Below are 17,235 nucleotides of genomic sequence, written 5' to 3'. Positions count from 1 at the left end.
CATGAGCAGGTACCCTACCCACAATCCCCTCATTTACGCCAAGCGCCGAGAGCAACTGGCACGCCGTTTGAAGAAGATGGGCGGTGGTGTTGCGCTGGTGCAATCCGGCATGGAAGTGATGCGAAATCGCGATGCCGATTATGCCTTCCGTTCCGACAGTTATTTTTATTACCTCACCGGCTTTCCCGAACCCGAGGCGTGTTTGGCCTTGGTGGTGCCACCCAGTGGCGATTCCCGAGCCGTGCTGTTTTGCAGGGATAAAAACGAAGAGCGCGAAATTTGGGAGGGTTTTCGATTTGGCCCCAAAGCAGCGCAATCGGCCTTCGGCATGCACGAGGCCTACAGCATTGAAGACCTTGAAGAGCATTTGATTGACACACTGGCCAATCAGCCTGCGGTGTTTTTGCGATTGGGTGAAGACGAAAGCCTGGAGGCGGCTGTGGCCGATGTGTTGAAAACCTTGCGTGGCAAAGCCCGCATGGGAATTTCAGCCCCACATGCGGTGCTTGATTTAAGCCACTCACTGGATGAAATGCGCTTGATCAAAGACAAAACCGAGATTGACATCATGCGCCGCGCGGCCACTATTTCGGCACACGCGCACATTGCGGCCATGCAGGTATGCCAGCCGGGAAAGTTTGAGTTTGAAGTGGAAGCAGAGTTGTTGTATCAGTTCCGCAAGAACGGTTCAGAAGCACCCGCTTACGGTTCAATTGTGGCCTCGGGTGCAAATGCCTGTGTGCTGCATTACCGGGCCAACGACGCCAAAATGCGCGACGGTGACTTGTTGTTGATTGATGCAGGTTGCGAGCTGGATTGCTACGCATCCGATATCACCCGTACCTTTCCGGTGAACGGACAGTTCAGCAAGGCCCAACAGGCTGTGTATGAAGTGGTGTTGAATGCACAGTACGCAGCGATTGAGGCCACCAAGCCTGGTGCGCGTTTCAATGACCCGCATGACGCTGCTGTGAAGGTGCTGGCGCAAGGATTGATCGATTTGAAGCTGTTAAAAATGAGCCTGAACGAGGCGCTTGAAAGTGGCGCGTACAAACGCTTTTACATGCATCGCACCAGTCACTGGTTGGGCATGGATGTGCACGATTGTGGCAGCTACCGCGACCCGGCTGCCAAACCTGAAGACGGTGTGGCACCCCACACCAGCCGCAAGCTGGAAGCCGGCATGGTGCTCACCATTGAGCCTGGCCTTTACATTCGCCCGGGCAAAGGGGTGCCCAAGCAGTTTGAGAACATCGGTATTCGCATAGAAGACGATGCTTTGGTAACCCAGAAAGGTTGCGATATTTACACTGCCGATGCGCCCAAAACCGTGGCTGAAATTCATGCAACGATGAAAGCCCACAAAAAAACAAGCAGCAAGGCAGCCTGACCAATCCATGACCTCGCACACCGATTTTGATGTGGCTATTGTTGGGGCTGGCCCTGTGGGCCTTGCTTTTGCAGGCTGGCTCGCCAACACATGGGGTGACCGCGCCAATCGCATTGCCATTTTTGATGCCAAGCCTTTGGAGGCTTCCGCCCGCGACCCGCGAATCCTGGCTTTGTCCGATGCCACGCGTTTGCGCCTGGCCTGCCTGGGGTTCCCAGCCGATGCCACACCGATTCACCATATTCATGTGTCAGAGCAATCCCGTTTTGGCCAGGTACGAATGAAGGCAGATGAACTGGGTTTGCGGGCCTTGGGTTGGACGGTTCGTTATGGCGACCTGGTGAATTGCTTGTCGACTTCGCTGGAACGCAGAGGGGTAAAAATTTTCCGCCCTGCCAATGTGAAGTATGCGCACCGTAGCGCAGTTGACTCTCTCGAAGTGCTTGAGCTCGAGGACGGTACCGAATACACCGTGAACCTGCGGGTGGATGCCGAGGGGGGGTTGTATGGCGAGGCTGGCGAGCGTGACCAAGTGGTGGATTACGACCAATGGGCCTTGGTGAGCGAAGTCACCTTGCAAGTGGAACCTGGTTTACTGGAAGGCGGTAATACACTGGCTTTTGAGCGTTTCACCTCGGAAGGGCCTTTGGCACTGTTGCCCATTTCAACCGACCAGCAGCAATACTCATTGGTGTGGTGCGCCCCGCTTGCTCAGGTTCAAAAGCGATTGGCTTGCAGTGATGCCGAGTTTTCGGCCGAACTTCGACAACAGTTCGGGCGCCGTGTGTCCATCAAACACATTGGCCCCAGAAAAAGTTTCCCCTTGGGCATGAACTGGCGCGACAAACTGGTGCAGGGGCGCCGTGTGGCCATTGGTAACGCTGCCCAAATTTTGCACCCTGTGGCTGGGCAAGGCCTGAACCTGGGTTTGCGGGATGCCGTGCAGCTTTGCCGCAGTGTTGACCCGGCAACTGTTGCACAAGAACATCGCTTGACCCTGGCACTGAACGAATTTGAGAAGTCGAGAGTGGCTGATCGGCAGGTGGTTGTTAAAATGACAGACTGGATGGTGAAAGGTTTTTCCAATCACAATCCTTTGCTGGGTGCGGGCCGACAAATGGCCTTGAACGTGATGGAATTCACGCCACCCCTTCGCAAGCAGTTTGCTGAATTAATGCTGTTCGGCCTGGCTGTTTAATCTGGAGCGTTTTACCCATGTGGTCTGCCGAATTGTTGCGCGCCCGCTTTGCCATGGCCGATTTGCCGTGGCAGCCCGAGCCGCTTGAAGAACGTTTTTTCAAAGACCGCGACCCCGCCGATGCCGCCGTGCTGGTGCCCTTGGTTCAGCGGCAAGATGACCTTTATGTGTTGCTCACTCTGCGCACCGCCCACCTGAATGACCATGCTGGGCAAATCAGCTTTCCGGGTGGCCGTTGTGAACCCGAAGATGGCAGCCCGATTGAAACTGCCTTGCGTGAAACCGTGGAAGAAACCGGATTGGCCCGAGCATTCATTGAGGTGCTGGGCACCATGCCGGTGTACCAAACAGCCACCAATTTTTTGGTGACGCCCGTGGTGGCGCTGGTCCAACCTGGTTTTACGCTGGCGCCCGACGCATTCGAGGTGGAAGAGGTGTTCGAAGTACCGCTTTCATTTCTCATGAATGTTGAAAACCACCAACAACGCAGCTTGCACACACCCATGGGCGAGCGTACTTTCTACGCCATGCCCTACAACTCACCCGAGAGCGGAAAAAACTATTTCATCTGGGGTGCCACAGCGGCCATGCTTCGCAACCTTTACCATTTTCTGAACGCGAAGGCTTGATACCTTGTCCTACTTGGCCCTGCTCATCGCCGTGGTGTGTGAAACCTTCTTGCCCGATGGTTTGTTCACGCGCGCGCGCGACTGGGTGGATCGTTTTAACCAGGAACTTGAAATTAATCTGGAAGCCTTGGGGGCACCGCGCTACGCGCATTTGCAATGGCTAGTGCCACTGCTGATCTGGGTATTGGGTGTGTACTTTTTGTACCAGGTGCTTTGGACTGTTTCTCCGCTTGCCGCCGGTTTTCTCAGTGTGTTTTTGCTGTTGTATGGTTTGCGTTTTCGGCACTTTGCCGTGGTGTTTACCAATGCTCAGTTGTTTTTGAACCAAGGCGACTTTTTCCGCGCCCGTGAATTGCTGCTCACCTGGATGAAAGAATACGATGGCAGCGAGCCCGTTGTTCATCGTCCGGGCGAATTGGTTTTCCATGCCATCTACCACGGCACTGAGCGTGCTTTGCGCCAGTACTTCAGCTTGTTTTTCTGGTTTCTGGCATTGCCTGGGCCCATGGGTTTGGTGGTGTACATGATGGCGCACTGGAGTGTGATCCGGGAGCGCGATGTGTGGCAGGCTCAGGCTTTTGCGCATGAGCGCCCCACCATGCAAGAGGCTTGGGAAAGCAACAAACTGAAGGCGGCGATCAGCCCGCGGTTTATCCTGTTTGCCATGGAATGGTTGCCAGCCCGTCTGTTGGCATTGACTGTGGGTTTGGTCGCCCAGCTAGACGATGCCGCCCTGGCTTGGCGAACCGCAAAAAATCACAGCCGTTTCTCCAACAGGGCTCCGCTCACAGCCGTGTTTTTTACGGCAGTAGGACTGGTAGGTGGCGCGGCATTTGACCCTGCATCCAAAGCTGCATCCGAAGGGCAATTGTTGAGTGAAGAAAACCAGGTGCAGGCATTGCAGCAGTTTCGTCAGCTTGTGTTCAAGTGCGCTGTAGTGTGGTTAATGGCAACGCTGGTGTTTGCCATTCTGGGTTGGTTGCCCAGCAGCATGCTCTAATGCGTCAGTAGCTTTGGCTGGCCTCTTGCAATTCGGCTTTCAACATTTGGTATAGCGCATACCGAGCTGGGCTCAAGGTACCGTCTTCCAGTCCGTTTTTCACAGCACAATCGGGTTCACGTTTGTGTTGGCAGTTGGCAAACCGGCATTTGTTGCCTTCATCGCGAATATCAGTGAAGGCATTCAGCAAATCCGATTCACTCAGGTGGTGCAAACCAAATGCCTGAAATCCGGGCGAATCAATCAACTCCAAACCTTCTTCTCCAAAATGCATTTGGGTGTGGGTGGTGGTGTGTTTGCCAGCATTCAAGGCCATTGATATTTCATTGGTTGCCGCCAATGCACCAGGTATTAACAGGTTGATCAAGGTTGATTTACCCATGCCCGATTGCCCCAGAATCAAGGTGCGTTTTTTTTCCAGCAAGGGGCGCAACAGCGTCTCGGTTTCGGCAGGCCGTTCGGTCACGCTGATGTAGTGTGTTGGCACTTCACCCAAGGTGATTTCAAACAGCTCCTGTTCAACCGCTTCCAGCGTCTCGGAATCGCCTTCCAGAATGTCTACCTTGTTGAACAGAATGGTGAGTGGTACTTCCGCATGTTTGCAGGCAGTCAGTGTGCGTCCCAAAAGCTCTGGCGAGTAAGGTGGGCTGATGGCCAGCATCAGCAGCACACCATCCAGGTTCGCCGCGAACATCTTGCTTTTCAGTGCGTCTGATCGGTACACCAGGTTCTTGCGTGGCTGAATGTCTTCCACCCAGGCTTGCATGTCGCCGCTGGGCAAAATGACGATTTCATCGCCCACAGCCACGTCCCGGCGTTTGCCTTTGCCATAAACCTGCCAAATGGTTCCGCTGTCGTCGCGTGCCAAAAAATGGCGCCCGTAGCTGGCCACCACCAATGCATTCAGCAAATCAGGATTGCCTGAGTTTTTTCCGTGGTTGCCGGTTTGTTTGCCCTTGTAAGTGGGGCGCACCCTGTTAAGAGACGAATTAGCCAATGTGTTTCAGCGCATCATCAAGTTTGGCCGCACAAGCCCAGTCGTTGTTGGTAATTCCGTTTGCGCTGTGAGTGTTCCAGCGCACTTTGACCCGGTTGTAGCTAAACGTGACTTCCGGGTGGTGGTCCTCATCGTCGGCCAAATGAGTAATGGCATGCACCGCAAGCTTCACGCCTTCGAAGTTGGCAAATGCATATTGCCGCCAAAGTGTCAAAGCATGTTCTCCCTTGGCATCAAACTCAACAGACCAGTATTCAAACTCGTCCAACTGCGCTTCGATCTCGTCGGCACTCCATGCATGGCCCTCACCCAAGTGTTGGCAGCGTACATGCAGCCAGTCTGCCAGTGGGCGAGCAGGGTGCGGCGTGTTCATGGTGCTCATTGGGCGCCTTGCAAGCTGTTCAAACGACTGATTCGAATGGACGCTGGCGGGTGGCTGTCGTAAAAGGCGGAATGCAAGGGGTCAGGCGTGAGCGTGGATGCGTTGTCTTGATACAACTTCACCAAAGCGCTCACGAGGTGCTGGGGGGCGCTTTGTTGTGCAGCATATGCATCTGCCTCAAATTCATGTTTGCGGCTGAGCCAAGACATCACCGGGCGAATCGGGAATGTGAAATAGGGTAGTACCATCATGAACAACACCAAAGCCATGGCTTGTGCACCATTGGCCAGGTCAGGGTTTACTCCCAGCTCGCTATAGAACCACGGTGTGTTGGCCAGAAGGCCAAGCACATAAAACATGACAAGACTGCCGATGCCTGAAAAAGCCAGGTGCTTCACGATGTGCTTTTTCTTGAAGTGCCCCAGTTCATGGGCCAACACCGCTTCAATTTGATCGTCATTCAAGCGCGAAAGCAGGGTGTCGAAAAACACGATTCGCTTGGCCTTGCCCATGCCGCTGAAGTAGGCATTGCCGTGGCTTGAGCGTTTGCTGCCATCCATGACAAACAAGCCACTGGAATCAAAGCCACAGCGTTGTAGCAAATTCAGAATGCGCTGGCGCGTGGCACCGTCTTCCAGTGGGGTGAACTTGTTGAAAATGGGTGCAATCACCGTGGGGAACAGCCACATCAACAACAGGCTGAAGCCAAACCACAATGCCCAGGCATAAACCCACCATTGCTGGCCGGCTTCACGCATCAGGTAAAGAACCGCGAACACCAGTGGGCCGCCAATCAAAGCGCCCACCAGCAAGCCTTTCAGCCAGTCGCCAATGAACAGGCCTTTCTTCATTCGATTGAAACCGAAGCGCTCTTCAAGCACGAATTGTTTGTAGTAGGACAATGGCAAATCAAGCACGCTTCCGATGAAGCCCACCACGGCGATCAGCAGCAAACCCGCCAAAATACCCTCGGCGGCGGTACTTGTGAAATTTTGAATCCATTGAAGGCCGCCCAGCAAGGTAAACCCCATCAGGATAGTGGCTTCAATCAGCACGTTGATCATGCCCAGGCGGGTTTTTGCGATTGAATAGTCTGCTGCCTTTTGATGGTCTTGCAGGCTGATTTGCTCCCTGAACTCCGCAGGCACTTGCGCGCGGTTCAAGGCAATGTGCCGCACCTGGCGACTTGCCAGATAAAGGCGAAGCGCCACACTCAACACTACTGCCAGAACAAAGACTTCAGTAAAAACCATTTCTCGCTACCACCCTTGATTAATTTGCGCTTCAATGCCTGTGAGACAATACAGTTCTCTTTAGATTCAACCTCAAAGCTCATCCAAATTATGTCACAAGCCACGCCAAGTTCCACCCCTGTTGAAACCAAGATTCCCCGCGACGACAATCGCCTGGTGTGGGTTGATATGGAAATGACAGGTCTGGACCCATTTAACGACAAAATCATCGAAGTGGCGGTTGTGGTGACGGACAGCGAATTGAATGTGCTGGAAGAAGGGCCTGTGCTCGCCATTCACCAAAGCGATGAAATTCTGGCCGGGATGGACGCTTGGAACACCAGCACCCATGGCAAGAGTGGCCTGACTGCGCGCGTAAAGGAATCCCCGATTGATGAAGCCCAGGCGGAGGCGTTGCTAATTGAATTTTTGGCGAAATACATCGGCCCGGGTAAAAGCCCCATGTGTGGCAACAGCATTTGCCAGGACCGCCGATTCATGGCCAAGTACATGCCCAAACTGGAAGCATATTTTCATTATCGGAATCTCGATGTGAGCACACTAAAGGAATTGTGCAAACGCTGGAACCCAACCATAGCCCGAAAATTTGTGAAGAAAACCAAGCACACCGCTTTGGCTGATATTCACGAGTCAATCGACGAGCTTCGTTTTTACCGCGAGCATTTCATTGTGGCGCCAGAGGCGAAGGCGAGCCAGGAGAGCCCTCAGTCCCCGACAGCGCCTGCGGCTTAGTTGGCAAAGTAAGTTCCAAAGCATTGCGCTGGCGCATTACATGGGCCAGCAGCAAGGCCAGGCAGGTTCCAGCCAATAGCAGCCCACCTGCGCTCGCCATCCAGAAGCCTTGTGATTTCAGTGGGTTTTCTTGCCACACACCAAGCCACATGCCCCCGCCAATGCCCACAAACCACAGGCTCACCAAATAAATCAGCATGGGGCGTGCCGACACACGGTAGGCCCGAAGCGAAAACGAGCACAGAGTTTGTACGGCATCAATAAAATGGTAGGCGATTACCCAAGGCATCAAGCCCAAGGCGACCTCGATGGTTTTTGCGTCTTTGGTGTAGAACGAAATCAATTCCAGGTCGAATACATACAAACCCAGGCAAACGCAGACGGCAACCAGCATGGCGGTTTCAATGCCGCGCTTTACGATCACGCTTGCGTATCTGTTAAACCCAGCGCCAATTTGCTGCGAGGCCAACACCGTTGTGGCATTGCCCAGTGACAGGCACACCATGTACGCCATGGCCGCCATATTGGACACAATTTGGTGCCCGCCCAACTGGTACACATCGAAACGCGATACCAGCAGCGCAATGACGGTGAACGAGCTGACTTCAATCAGGTATGAGCCACCAATCGGAAGCCCGAGCCGAAGGATTTGCCCAAGACGATGCCAGTCAGGTTTCAGGCTGCGAATGGATTTGAATTCGCTGTAATGTTTGTCGAATAACCAAATAAGGGCCGAAATACCGAGCACCAGCCACATGGTTGCTGCTGTGGCCCAACCAAAACCAGCCGCTCCCAAGGCAGGCAAGCCCCACCCGCCGTTCATGAACCAAATGTTCAAGGGAATTTTCAGCAGCAGCATCAGCACTTGCAGGGCCACCACAATTTGTGGGCGTGAAATGGACTGATTCAACGCATAAAACACACGAAACACCAAGGCTGCTGGCAAACCCCAGGCAATGCCAAGCAGGTAGCCACGGGTGTCGCTGGCAATGTGAGCAGGGGTATTGGTCAGTTGAAAAATAGGGTCCGGGTTCAGCAGAATGGCCATGCCAATGCAGCTCATGGTCAGGGCCAACCAAACGCCTTGCACGGCGTCTTCTCCAACTTTGCGGTGGTCGCCAGCGCCAAAGTGGGCAGAGCAAATGGGAGTCAGGCCAATAATGACCCCCATCAAGCCCACGTACAGGCTGATATAAATGGATGACCCAACAGCCATGGCCGCCAGCACATCGGGGCCAGCCTGCCCGGCCATCAATGTATCAACCAGGCCGTTGCCCATAACCGCCAGTTGCCCCAGCAGAATTGGCAAAGCCTGATTCAGCAGTGCCCTGCGCGGCCGGTTCTGGGCGAATAAAACAATACTACTGGCCATGCGACACCTTTAACGACTGCTGTTTTCTGTCTGCTGTTCTACCTGCTGGGTCCGTGCATACAGGAAGAAGAATTCATGTCGGTCCGAGTTTCGGTTGCCGGTCCAGATCAATTCCCACCGCTCAGATGCCTTGGACTCAAAATCAACCTTGATCTTAAGGCTTTGCCGGGTGTCGTCTTGTAGCAATAGATACTCACATTCCGAGGCTTCCTTGAATTGCCCTTTGCGAATGAAGTCAACCTTGGCGTGGTATTGAAGGGTAGCCCGCTGCGCGTAGCCCAGGTTGTAGTCTGCAACGCATTCCCTGTTGGCAGCTGCCTGATGATTCAGCACCGATTGGGTAATTGCATCGCCCAAGGCCTTGAAGCTTTTTGCATAATCAATTCTTGGGATCCACAGGGTCATCATCAGCAACCACAGCAAAATAACGCCACCGGTGGTCAGCACCATGGGACGCCAGAGAGCACGGCTTCCTGAGGCTGTTCGCCATACGATCAGGCGGATCCAGGCGATGCTGGCCAGAAACGCCAAGGCAAGTTCAAGGCCGATGACATCGGGCACATAGCCAGGAGACAATTTCTCGAAGTTGGCTGCTATTTTTGCGGGGAAACCAAATGTGGCTGCAGTCCAGCCCAGCCACACCAACACGGCCGCGAATGTAAACCAAAGCACTGCGAACCAGTCAATCAGGCTGATCAGGCCGCGCTTCATGGTGGAAAGCCCGATTGCAGCAAGCACTGAAAGTGGTGCCAGCAATGGGAAATAGTTGGCCTCATCGGCCGGGTTTGTAATCAGCAGTACAACCACACCGGCGGCGCCGCCTGCCAAAGGAATGCGGATGGAGGGTTCAGTCAAAGCCTTGCGGTAACGCCAAATGGTCCAGCACGCCATGGGTAAAATTGGCCACAAAAACCAGGTCAGGGTTTTCAGGGTGATTACCAGTTTGACCAGGTCAAAAGACTGGGTTGGGTCAAGTATCAGAAAGCGGCGTACATTCCATTCATTCCAGGCGTTCCACCACAATTCCCCGTTTTTTTGGCTCATAAGCCAGAAAAACCAGATGGCAAAAGGAATGGCGAACACGGCAGCAGCCCGGGTCATGCGACGAAGCAGACCAAAGCGCAATGAGCTGTGTGTCATCGAGCTGACCAGTAACAAGAGCAAAAAGGGCAAGCAATGTGCCCAGCCACGTGCAAAAAAGGCGATGGCAATACCCGCGCCCAGCATCCAGCCCGCGCCAATTGGCCGGTCAAGCGAGCGCACCGCACCCAGCAACATGATTGAAATGCCAGCCAGTTCGGCAATTTCAGGCACCTGCATGTGGGAGCGAACAAGAAGGCCCAAAGTACCCAAAAAGCAAAGTACCGAGGCATCTGCCACAGCACGGGCGTAATCGACCCGGGTAGGTGCAGTGCCAAGTGGGTCTTCGGGTTGAAGCTCAACCCGCTTGGCCAATCGGTAGGTGGTGTTCCAAATGGCCCAGCCGGCCAAAATCATCCAAAATACGTTGCCCAAGCGCATGGCGTCATCGAGCCAGTTGTGGGGCAGGTCGACAGCAAGTGCCAGTTTTCCGAACAAGCCTGCAAGCCAGGCCGACAGCAGGCCGCCTTCGACATACATGCGGTCGCCAATCAGCGACATCGCCCATTCTGAAAAAGGCAGTTGGGAAAAGGTAAAGCTTTGGCCAAAGCCCGCGGCGTCGTCAGGTTTCCAGGGCGTGCGCGCAAAAAGGCCCGGCAAAATGTAGAGCAGTATCAAGCCCCACAATAGCCTGCGCGACAAACGAGTGTTGTTGGCTGCGGTAATGACCATGTTCTTATTGTGTCCGTAAAAACAAAAGGCAGCCAGTTTGCCTGAGCTGCCTTTTTATGATCACTTGCGCGAAAAATTACTTCTTGAAGCGATCGAAACGACGACGGAACTTCTCAACGCGACCAGCGGTGTCCACGATTGTGTTTTGTGCGCCGGTGTAGAAGGGGTGAGATTCAGAGCTCACGTCCAGCTTGATCAAAGGGTATTCCTTGCCTTCGTGTTCTCCGGTCTCGCGGCTAGGCGCGGTAGAGCGGCAAATGAATTTGAAGCCGTTGGACATGTCCATGAACAACACTTCGCGATAGTTGGGGTGAATGCCTTCTTTCATGAGTTTCTCCGTTGCAGCCAACCTGGCGGTTAATTGGTCTCATTGGTGTGAGTGCCAACCGACAAAGCCAAATCACTTGCTGGTTAATTAGGTAACCGCAAATTATAGGGTTGTGGACTTGTAAGGTCAAGTAAGAATTTGACTCAGGGTTGAATAAACGGGCTAACCACCTGTTGGGGTTCGTCGCCAATTCAGGGGGCGATTGTACTTGCCGATAGGCACATGCTGGTGGCTGTCAAAACCACATCAACAACACCATGAAACATCAATTTACCCTGACTCAAAAAGCCTTGGGCATTTGTGCGGTTATCGCCTTGATTGTTGCCGCATCGCTGTTTTGGGTCACTATTCAAATGAATCGCCTGACCGAACTGGAAACAGTGGGCACCGCAAAAATTGTTCAGGAGAACGAGGTGAGCCGCTTGATTGCCCAGGCCAATCACCACACTACGAAAATGGCCTCTTCGTTTAAAAATGTGCTGTTGCGGGGCGAGGGTGAAGGTGCAGCAGACAAGTACAAAAAGGAATTCTCCAAGTATGTTCAACAATTTGAGCAAACCACGGCCGATCTGTTAAAAAACCAGGCGGTTGCCTCCGATTCCGCCCGTATCAGAGCAATTCAGGCGTGGCAGAACGATTTCAAAGCAGCATCCGCTGCCTATGCAACGGCTTTGGCCAAATACGATCCGGCGTTTCCGTTTCAATACCGTGAGTTGGATAAATCGGTGAATGGCATGGACCGCCCGGTGGTCAAGGCAGGTTCGTCGATTGAAGAGTTGGGCTTGCAAACTCAAACCGCTGCCATCAACAAACTGACACAGGAAATTCATGCCGAAACAGGGCGACTGCTTTGGACTTTGTACGCAAGCATGGCCTTGACCCTGACTTTTTTATGCACAAGTCTCATGGTGTATGCACGTTCAGTTCGGCAGAGTTTGGGCGCTGAGCCTGGCTTTTTAGCCACGCAAGCCAGCAAAATTGCTTCAGGCGATTTGCAGTGTGCCGAGATGTCGAATCTTCAGTCAAAGCCTGGCAGCGTGACGGCCGTGTTCGAGACCATGCGATTGGCGTTGCTTGATTTGGTACGCGATATTCGGGAGAGGACCCGCGCTGCTGAGCGAAGCCTGGACAGTATTCGTCAACAGTTGGGCGTGGTCGATGAGTCCGCTGTCTCCCAATCCAATTCCAGTGCGGAAATGGCTGCTGGTATTGAGGAAATGTCCGCAAATATTTCCCAGTTGTTCGATGTCGCCGAGCAAACCAAGTTGGCGGCGGAGGATTCAAGCGCTGAATCAGAGTCTGGTTTGAGTTTGGTGGAGAGCACTTCTGAGGATGTCGAGAAAACTGCACAGGGTGCCACGCAGCTAAGTCAAACTGTTCATGAATTGGGCAGCCAGTCTGACCAAATCAGTCAAATCATTTCAGTGATCGAGGAAATTGCAGGTCAAACCAATTTACTGGCCTTGAATGCCGCCATTGAGGCTGCACGTGCAGGTGAGCAGGGGCGGGGATTTGCGGTGGTTGCAGATGAAGTAAGGCGGTTGGCCGAGCGAACTACTCAATCAACTTCTGAAATTGAGCAAATGGTGGGGGCCATTCAAAAAGGTACTCAAAACGTAGTGACCGAGATGACTGGTTGGGCTTGCAAGGTGTCCTCAAGTTTGGGCCGCATGAATCAGACTAGGGATTTGATGGGCACGATAAGGAGTCGCGCAGGTGATGTGAAAGTGATGGCTTCCGAAGTGACCAGTTCCTTGTCTGAGCAACGTTCGGCTGCGACTTTGTTGTCGACCCAGATTGAGAAGTATGCGGCGATGTCGGAGGAAAACGCGAATTGCGTGGGTGAAATTAGAAAGTCTTTGGTGGAATTGACAGAGGCGTTTTCTCAGCTGAATGCGCAGTGCGGGAAGTTCAAGATAAGCTGATAAAAAAACCGCTGGCCCGGTTCACACCCAGCCAGCGGTTCTGTTTTCAGGCAAGCAATGCCTGGTAATAGGTAACAAAGGCAATTACATGCCCATGCCGCCCATACCACCCATTCCGCCCATACCACCCATGTCAGGTGCTGAAGGCTTGTCATCAGCCGCATCAGCAACCATGCAATCGGTGGTCAACATCAGCGATGCGATAGATGCCGCATTTTGCAATGCAGTGCGAGTTACTTTGGTTGGATCCAAAACACCCATGTCCACCATGTCGCCGTATTCGCCTGTGGCTGCGTTGTAACCGTAGTTGCCTTCGCCGCCCATCACGTTGTTGGCCACAACAGATGATTCCTCACCCGCGTTGGTCACGATCATGCGCAGTGGCTCTTCCATGGCGCGCAATACAATCTTGATACCTGCGTCCTGGTCGGGGTTCAAGCCCTTCAAGCCTTCAATCTTGGCGCGTGCACGCAGCAGGGCTACGCCGCCGCCAGGCACAATGCCTTCTTCCACAGCAGCGCGTGTTGCGTGCAGGGCGTCTTCTACGCGGGCTTTCTTTTCTTTCATTTCAACTTCGGTTGCAGCACCAACCTTGATTACTGCAACGCCGCCAGCCAATTTAGCCACGCGTTCTTGCAGCTTTTCACGGTCGTAGTCGGAAGAAGATTCTTCGATCTGACCGCGAATCTGCTTCACGCGTGCTTCGATGTTTGCACCGTCGCCGGCACCGTCGATGATGGTGGTGTTCTCTTTGCCCACTTCAATGCGCTTGGCCTGACCCAGGTGTTCGAGAGTTACAGTTTCCAGGCTCATGCCGGTTTCTTCAGCGATTACAACGCCGCCAGTCAAAATGGCGATGTCTTCCAGCATGGCTTTGCGGCGATCGCCGAAGCCTGGCGCCTTCACTGCACAAGTTTTCAAGATACCGCGAATGTTGTTCACTACCAAAGTCGCCAAGGCTTCGCCTTCGATGTCTTCAGCAATGATCAACAATGGGCGACCCGCTTTGGCCACTTGTTCCAGTGTGGGCAGCAAATCACGGATGTTGCTGATTTTCTTGTCGTGCAACAGCACGAAGGGGTTGTCCAGTGCAACAACCTGCTTTTCCTGGTTGTTGATGAAGTAGGGGCTCAGGTAACCACGGTCAAACTGCATGCCTTCAACAACATCCAGTTCGTTGTCCAGGCTCTTGCCGTCTTCAACAGTAATTACGCCTTCCTTGCCTACTTTTTCCATGGCTTCAGCAATGATGTTGCCAATGGATTCGTCGCTGTTGGCGGAAATGGAGCCAACCTGTGCAATCGCCTTGGTGGTGGCGCATGGCTTGCTCAATGCACGCAATTCAACGATTGCAGCGCTTACGGCCTTGTCGATACCGCGCTTCAGGTCCATGGGGTTCATGCCTGCGGTCACGAACTTCATGCCTTCTTTTACAATCGCTTGTGCCAGAACTGTGGCGGTGGTTGTACCGTCACCTGCGTTGTCAGAAGTGCGAGAAGCAACTTCTTTCACCATTTGTGCGCCCATGTTTTCGAACTTGTCTTTCAGTTCGATTTCTTTGGCCACGGAAACACCGTCTTTGGTGATGGTGGGGGAGCCGAATGAACGCTCGAGCACCACATTGCGGCCACGTGGGCCCAAAGTTACCTTTACTGCATTGGCCAGGATGTTTACGCCACGCACCATGCGGCTGCGTGCGTCGTCGCCGAAAAATACTTCTTTAGCTGCCATGATTAATCTTCCTCTTGAATTCTTTGTAATTAAGCTTCAATAACGCCCATGATGTCTTCTTCGCGCATTACCAGAACTTCCTTGCCATCTACCTTGATGGCCTGGCCGGCATACTTGCCGAACAATACACGCTGGCCTACCTTTACATCCATGGCGATCAGCTTGCCGCTGTCATCGCGCTTGCCTGGGCCAACTGCAATCACTTCACCTTGATCAGGCTTCTCGGCGGCGGCTTCTGGAATCACGATGCCAGAGGCTGTTGTGCGCTCGCTGTCGAGACGCTTCACGATCACGCGATCATGCAACGGACGAATGTTCATGGATACCACTCCTAAATTTGTCTTTTAAAAAGAATTGCTTAGAGAAACTGACGGATGCGTTCTTAGCACTCGACGTCATCGAGTGCTAATAATAGGGGTGGGGGGAAGGTATTTCAAGGGGCGGGATGAAAAAAAGTTGCCTGCAAGCAGGGTGTCAGTCACTTTTGTTTACACTAGGGGTCGATTTAATACAACGCCCCACAGAATGAACAAAGCAAAGTCGGTTTTCATTGTCCTGTTTTTAGTCTTGATCAACCTGAGTCTGTTGCACGTGGCTACCCTGAGTTGGCACAGCCCGCTTGGCCCTGGCTGGATAGGGGTGTTTGTGTTGGCTTTGCCCAATTTTTACCTTTTTGTGTGGATGTTCATGCGCAGGCGCGCCCGAACATCACGCAATCTCCACTTGCTGATGGCTGCCAACCTTACCGGCATTGCCTTGGTGTTGACCGATCCGGGCATGGAGGCGGACCCCTTGCCTTTAATTCTTGGCAATCTGATCTTTTTTGGAAGCATTGCTTACATTTTCTGGTATTCCAATCTGGGTGAGCGCAACAACGCGATGCTCAATGAGGGTGAAAAACTGCCCGTATTTGAACTCAATACCCCGGATGGTGAGTCTTTTTCGAGCGAGCAGTTCAAAGGGGCTGCATGGTTGCTGATGTTTTACCGGGGCAATTGGTGCCCGTTGTGCATGACACAAATTGGCGAAGTGGCGGCACGTTACATTGACCTTGACCGCCTGGGTGTGAAAGTGGCGCTCATCAGCCCGCAGCCGGAGACCAAAACCAAAGAACTCGCCGAGCGATTCAAGGTGCCGATGAGGTTTTTTGTAGACACTGATTTCAAGGCCAGCAAGAAGTTAAAGCTGGTGCATGAAAACGGCGTGCCATTTGGCCTGAAGTGGATGGGGCATGGGGAAGACACTGTGTTACCCACAGTATTGATCATCAACAAACATGGGCGAATTGTGTACTCAGACCAAACGTCAAATTACCGTGTTCGACCCGAACCCGAGCAGTTTCTGGAAGTTGCACGCCAAAAGCTGGGCGGGGCCGAGTCCTGATTATTTGGGGGCTGCTGCCTGTTCAGCAGCGGCCTTGCGTATGCTGCTGATCAATTCTTTGTTGATACGGCTTTCCATGCGACGGTGTACCGGCTCAAGCGCCTTGCGCCACAGGTCAATTTCGGCGCTGCTTAACGTGGTTACTTTGGTGTTTTTCGATTCCTTGACCTTGTTTAAGGCTTGCGCGTTCAGTTTCTCGGCTTCGTCGTCGTTTTTGCGGGTTGCGTCGACAATGCTTTTTTCAAGCGTGACGCGAATGTCTGCGGGCAAGCTGTTCCAGAACTTGCGGTTAACGATTACCGCATAGCCCAGATAACCGTGATTGGTTACCGCCACGTATTTCTGAACTTCGTGCATTTTTTTGGAGTACAGGTTGGAGGGCGGATTTTCAGTGCCATCGACCAAACCGGTCTCCAGTGCAGTGTGTACATCTGAGAACGCCAGTGGAATTGGCGTGGCTCCCAGCGCCTCCATTTGGGCTTCGAGCACCCGTGAAGGCTGTATTCGCATGCGTTTGCCTTTCAGGTCTTCGGGTAGTCGAAGCGGTGTGTTGGCGCTCATCACCTTGAAACCATTGTCCCAGTAGGCCAGTCCCAATATTCCGCGATCTTCAAGTTGCGCCAGCAGCTGCTTGCCAATTTCACCTTGAGTGACAGTTTTTAGAACCTGACGATTCGGGAAAATGTAGGGAAGGTCGAACACCTCGAAATCGCGCATGCCCAGTTGGCCGAACTTGGCCAGCGAGGGTGCAAGCATTTGAACGGCTCCCAATTGAAGCGCTTCAAGTTCTTCCCGGTCTTTGTACAGCGAAGAGTTCGGATAAACCTCCACTTTCACCCGCCCACGGGTGCGTTCTTCCACCAGCTTTTTGAATTCCAGCGCAGCGATCCCCTTTGGGGTGTTTTCATCGACAACATGGCTGAACTTGATCAGGATGGGCGGTGCTGCACTGGCGGGTGCCAATGCAACGCCGTGAAGCCCAAGCAAAATTCCAAGTGCTGACAGATATTTCATATTGCGGCTAGTTTGTAAGTATTCATTGAAAATTCCAGAGTAGGACCGTCCTCACCATTGTGGGTTTCCACATGCTCTGAAATCTTTTC

Annotated in this window: 16 protein-coding genes; 7 read left to right on the top strand and 9 right to left on the bottom strand. The window is 53.1% G+C overall.

Annotated elements, in window-relative coordinates; translation table 11 throughout:
* The first annotated feature begins 1 nt into the window (after position 1).
* From HKT17_RS12045 to HKT17_RS12030, 4 genes are read left to right on the top strand one after another with little or no spacing between them, the layout of a single operon-like run.
* Positions 2-1,390, top strand: a complete 1,389-nt coding sequence (locus tag HKT17_RS12045) for an aminopeptidase P N-terminal domain-containing protein (RefSeq protein ID WP_171100339.1) — start codon at positions 2-4, stop codon at positions 1,388-1,390.
* Positions 1,391-1,397: 7 nt separating this feature from the next.
* A complete protein-coding gene (locus tag HKT17_RS12040) occupies positions 1,398-2,588 on the top strand; it encodes an FAD-dependent monooxygenase (protein WP_171100338.1) in 1,191 nt (396 codons plus the stop codon).
* Positions 2,589-2,605: 17 nt separating this feature from the next.
* Positions 2,606-3,217, top strand: coding sequence for an NUDIX hydrolase (locus HKT17_RS12035; RefSeq protein WP_105027130.1), 612 nt, complete (start codon positions 2,606-2,608; stop codon positions 3,215-3,217).
* Positions 3,218-3,221: 4 nt separating this feature from the next.
* Positions 3,222-4,217, top strand: coding sequence for a CobD/CbiB family protein (locus HKT17_RS12030; protein WP_171100336.1), 996 nt, complete (start codon positions 3,222-3,224; stop codon positions 4,215-4,217).
* 4 nt (positions 4,218-4,221) lie between these two features.
* Here the strand turns inward: HKT17_RS12030 and rsgA are convergent, their stop codons facing one another.
* From rsgA to HKT17_RS12015, 3 genes are read right to left on the bottom strand one after another with little or no spacing between them, the layout of a single operon-like run.
* Positions 4,222-5,214 carry a ribosome small subunit-dependent GTPase A gene (gene rsgA, locus HKT17_RS12025; RefSeq protein ID WP_240965800.1) on the bottom strand — a complete coding sequence of 331 codons (993 nt, stop codon included), beginning with the start codon at positions 5,212-5,214 and terminating at the stop codon, positions 4,222-4,224.
* Positions 5,207-5,596: a 4a-hydroxytetrahydrobiopterin dehydratase gene (locus tag HKT17_RS12020; protein ID WP_105027128.1), complete on the bottom strand. Its 390-nt coding sequence runs from the start codon at positions 5,594-5,596 to the stop codon at positions 5,207-5,209. The genes rsgA and HKT17_RS12020 overlap by 8 nt, the downstream gene beginning before the upstream one ends.
* Entirely contained in the window at positions 5,593-6,849 is a 1,257-nt protein-coding gene (locus HKT17_RS12015; RefSeq protein ID WP_171100334.1) for a M48 family metallopeptidase, read from the bottom strand. The genes HKT17_RS12020 and HKT17_RS12015 overlap by 4 nt, the downstream gene beginning before the upstream one ends.
* A gap of 90 nt (positions 6,850-6,939) precedes the next feature.
* Between HKT17_RS12015 and orn the strand changes: the two genes are divergently transcribed.
* Positions 6,940-7,581 (top strand): oligoribonuclease, encoded by a 642-nt coding sequence (gene orn / locus HKT17_RS12010; RefSeq protein WP_171100332.1) that lies wholly within the window; start codon positions 6,940-6,942, stop codon positions 7,579-7,581.
* Here the strand turns inward: orn and HKT17_RS12005 are convergent.
* The 3 genes from HKT17_RS12005 to HKT17_RS11995 form a co-directional block, all read right to left on the bottom strand.
* On the bottom strand, positions 7,514-8,953 hold the full coding sequence (locus HKT17_RS12005) for an MATE family efflux transporter (protein ID WP_171100330.1): 1,440 nt from the start codon (positions 8,951-8,953) through the stop codon (positions 7,514-7,516). The two genes, orn and HKT17_RS12005, sit on opposite strands and share 68 nt — an antisense overlap.
* Before the next feature lie 9 nt (positions 8,954-8,962).
* A complete protein-coding gene (locus tag HKT17_RS12000) occupies positions 8,963-10,765 on the bottom strand; it encodes an ArnT family glycosyltransferase (protein ID WP_171100328.1) in 1,803 nt (600 codons plus the stop codon).
* A gap of 76 nt (positions 10,766-10,841) precedes the next feature.
* The gene (locus HKT17_RS11995; RefSeq protein ID WP_105027123.1) at positions 10,842-11,093 is read right to left on the bottom strand and encodes a type B 50S ribosomal protein L31; all 252 of its coding nucleotides are present in this window, start codon (positions 11,091-11,093) and stop codon (positions 10,842-10,844) included.
* A gap of 257 nt (positions 11,094-11,350) precedes the next feature.
* Here HKT17_RS11995 and HKT17_RS15630 point away from each other — a divergent pair, with 257 nt between their 5' ends.
* Positions 11,351-13,018, top strand: coding sequence for a methyl-accepting chemotaxis protein (locus HKT17_RS15630; RefSeq protein WP_240965798.1), 1,668 nt, complete (start codon positions 11,351-11,353; stop codon positions 13,016-13,018).
* 84 nt (positions 13,019-13,102) lie between these two features.
* On the opposite strand, the gene groL is transcribed toward HKT17_RS15630, so the two are convergent.
* The gene (groL, locus tag HKT17_RS11985; RefSeq protein WP_008252098.1) at positions 13,103-14,749 is read right to left on the bottom strand and encodes a chaperonin GroEL; all 1,647 of its coding nucleotides are present in this window, start codon (positions 14,747-14,749) and stop codon (positions 13,103-13,105) included.
* 29 nt (positions 14,750-14,778) lie between these two features.
* Positions 14,779-15,069 carry a co-chaperone GroES gene (locus HKT17_RS11980; RefSeq protein WP_171100326.1) on the bottom strand — a complete coding sequence of 97 codons (291 nt, stop codon included), beginning with the start codon at positions 15,067-15,069 and terminating at the stop codon, positions 14,779-14,781.
* Positions 15,070-15,274: 205 nt separating this feature from the next.
* On the opposite strand from HKT17_RS11980, the gene HKT17_RS11975 reads away from it, so the two are divergent.
* On the top strand, positions 15,275-16,132 hold the full coding sequence (locus HKT17_RS11975; protein ID WP_171100324.1) for a peroxiredoxin family protein: 858 nt from the start codon (positions 15,275-15,277) through the stop codon (positions 16,130-16,132).
* Here HKT17_RS11975 and HKT17_RS11970 read toward each other — a convergent pair whose 3' ends face one another.
* A complete protein-coding gene (locus tag HKT17_RS11970; protein ID WP_171100322.1) occupies positions 16,133-17,146 on the bottom strand; it encodes a TRAP transporter substrate-binding protein in 1,014 nt (337 codons plus the stop codon). It abuts the gene before it with no gap.
* Positions 17,147-17,235 lie beyond the last annotated feature (89 nt).

Origin of the sequence: Limnobacter sp. SAORIC-580, assembly GCF_013004065.1 — a bacterium.
Classification (GTDB): domain Bacteria; phylum Pseudomonadota; class Gammaproteobacteria; order Burkholderiales; family Burkholderiaceae_B; genus Limnobacter; species Limnobacter profundi.
Note: the sequence above shows the minus strand (reverse complement) of the source record. Positions and strands in the feature narration are given on the sequence as shown.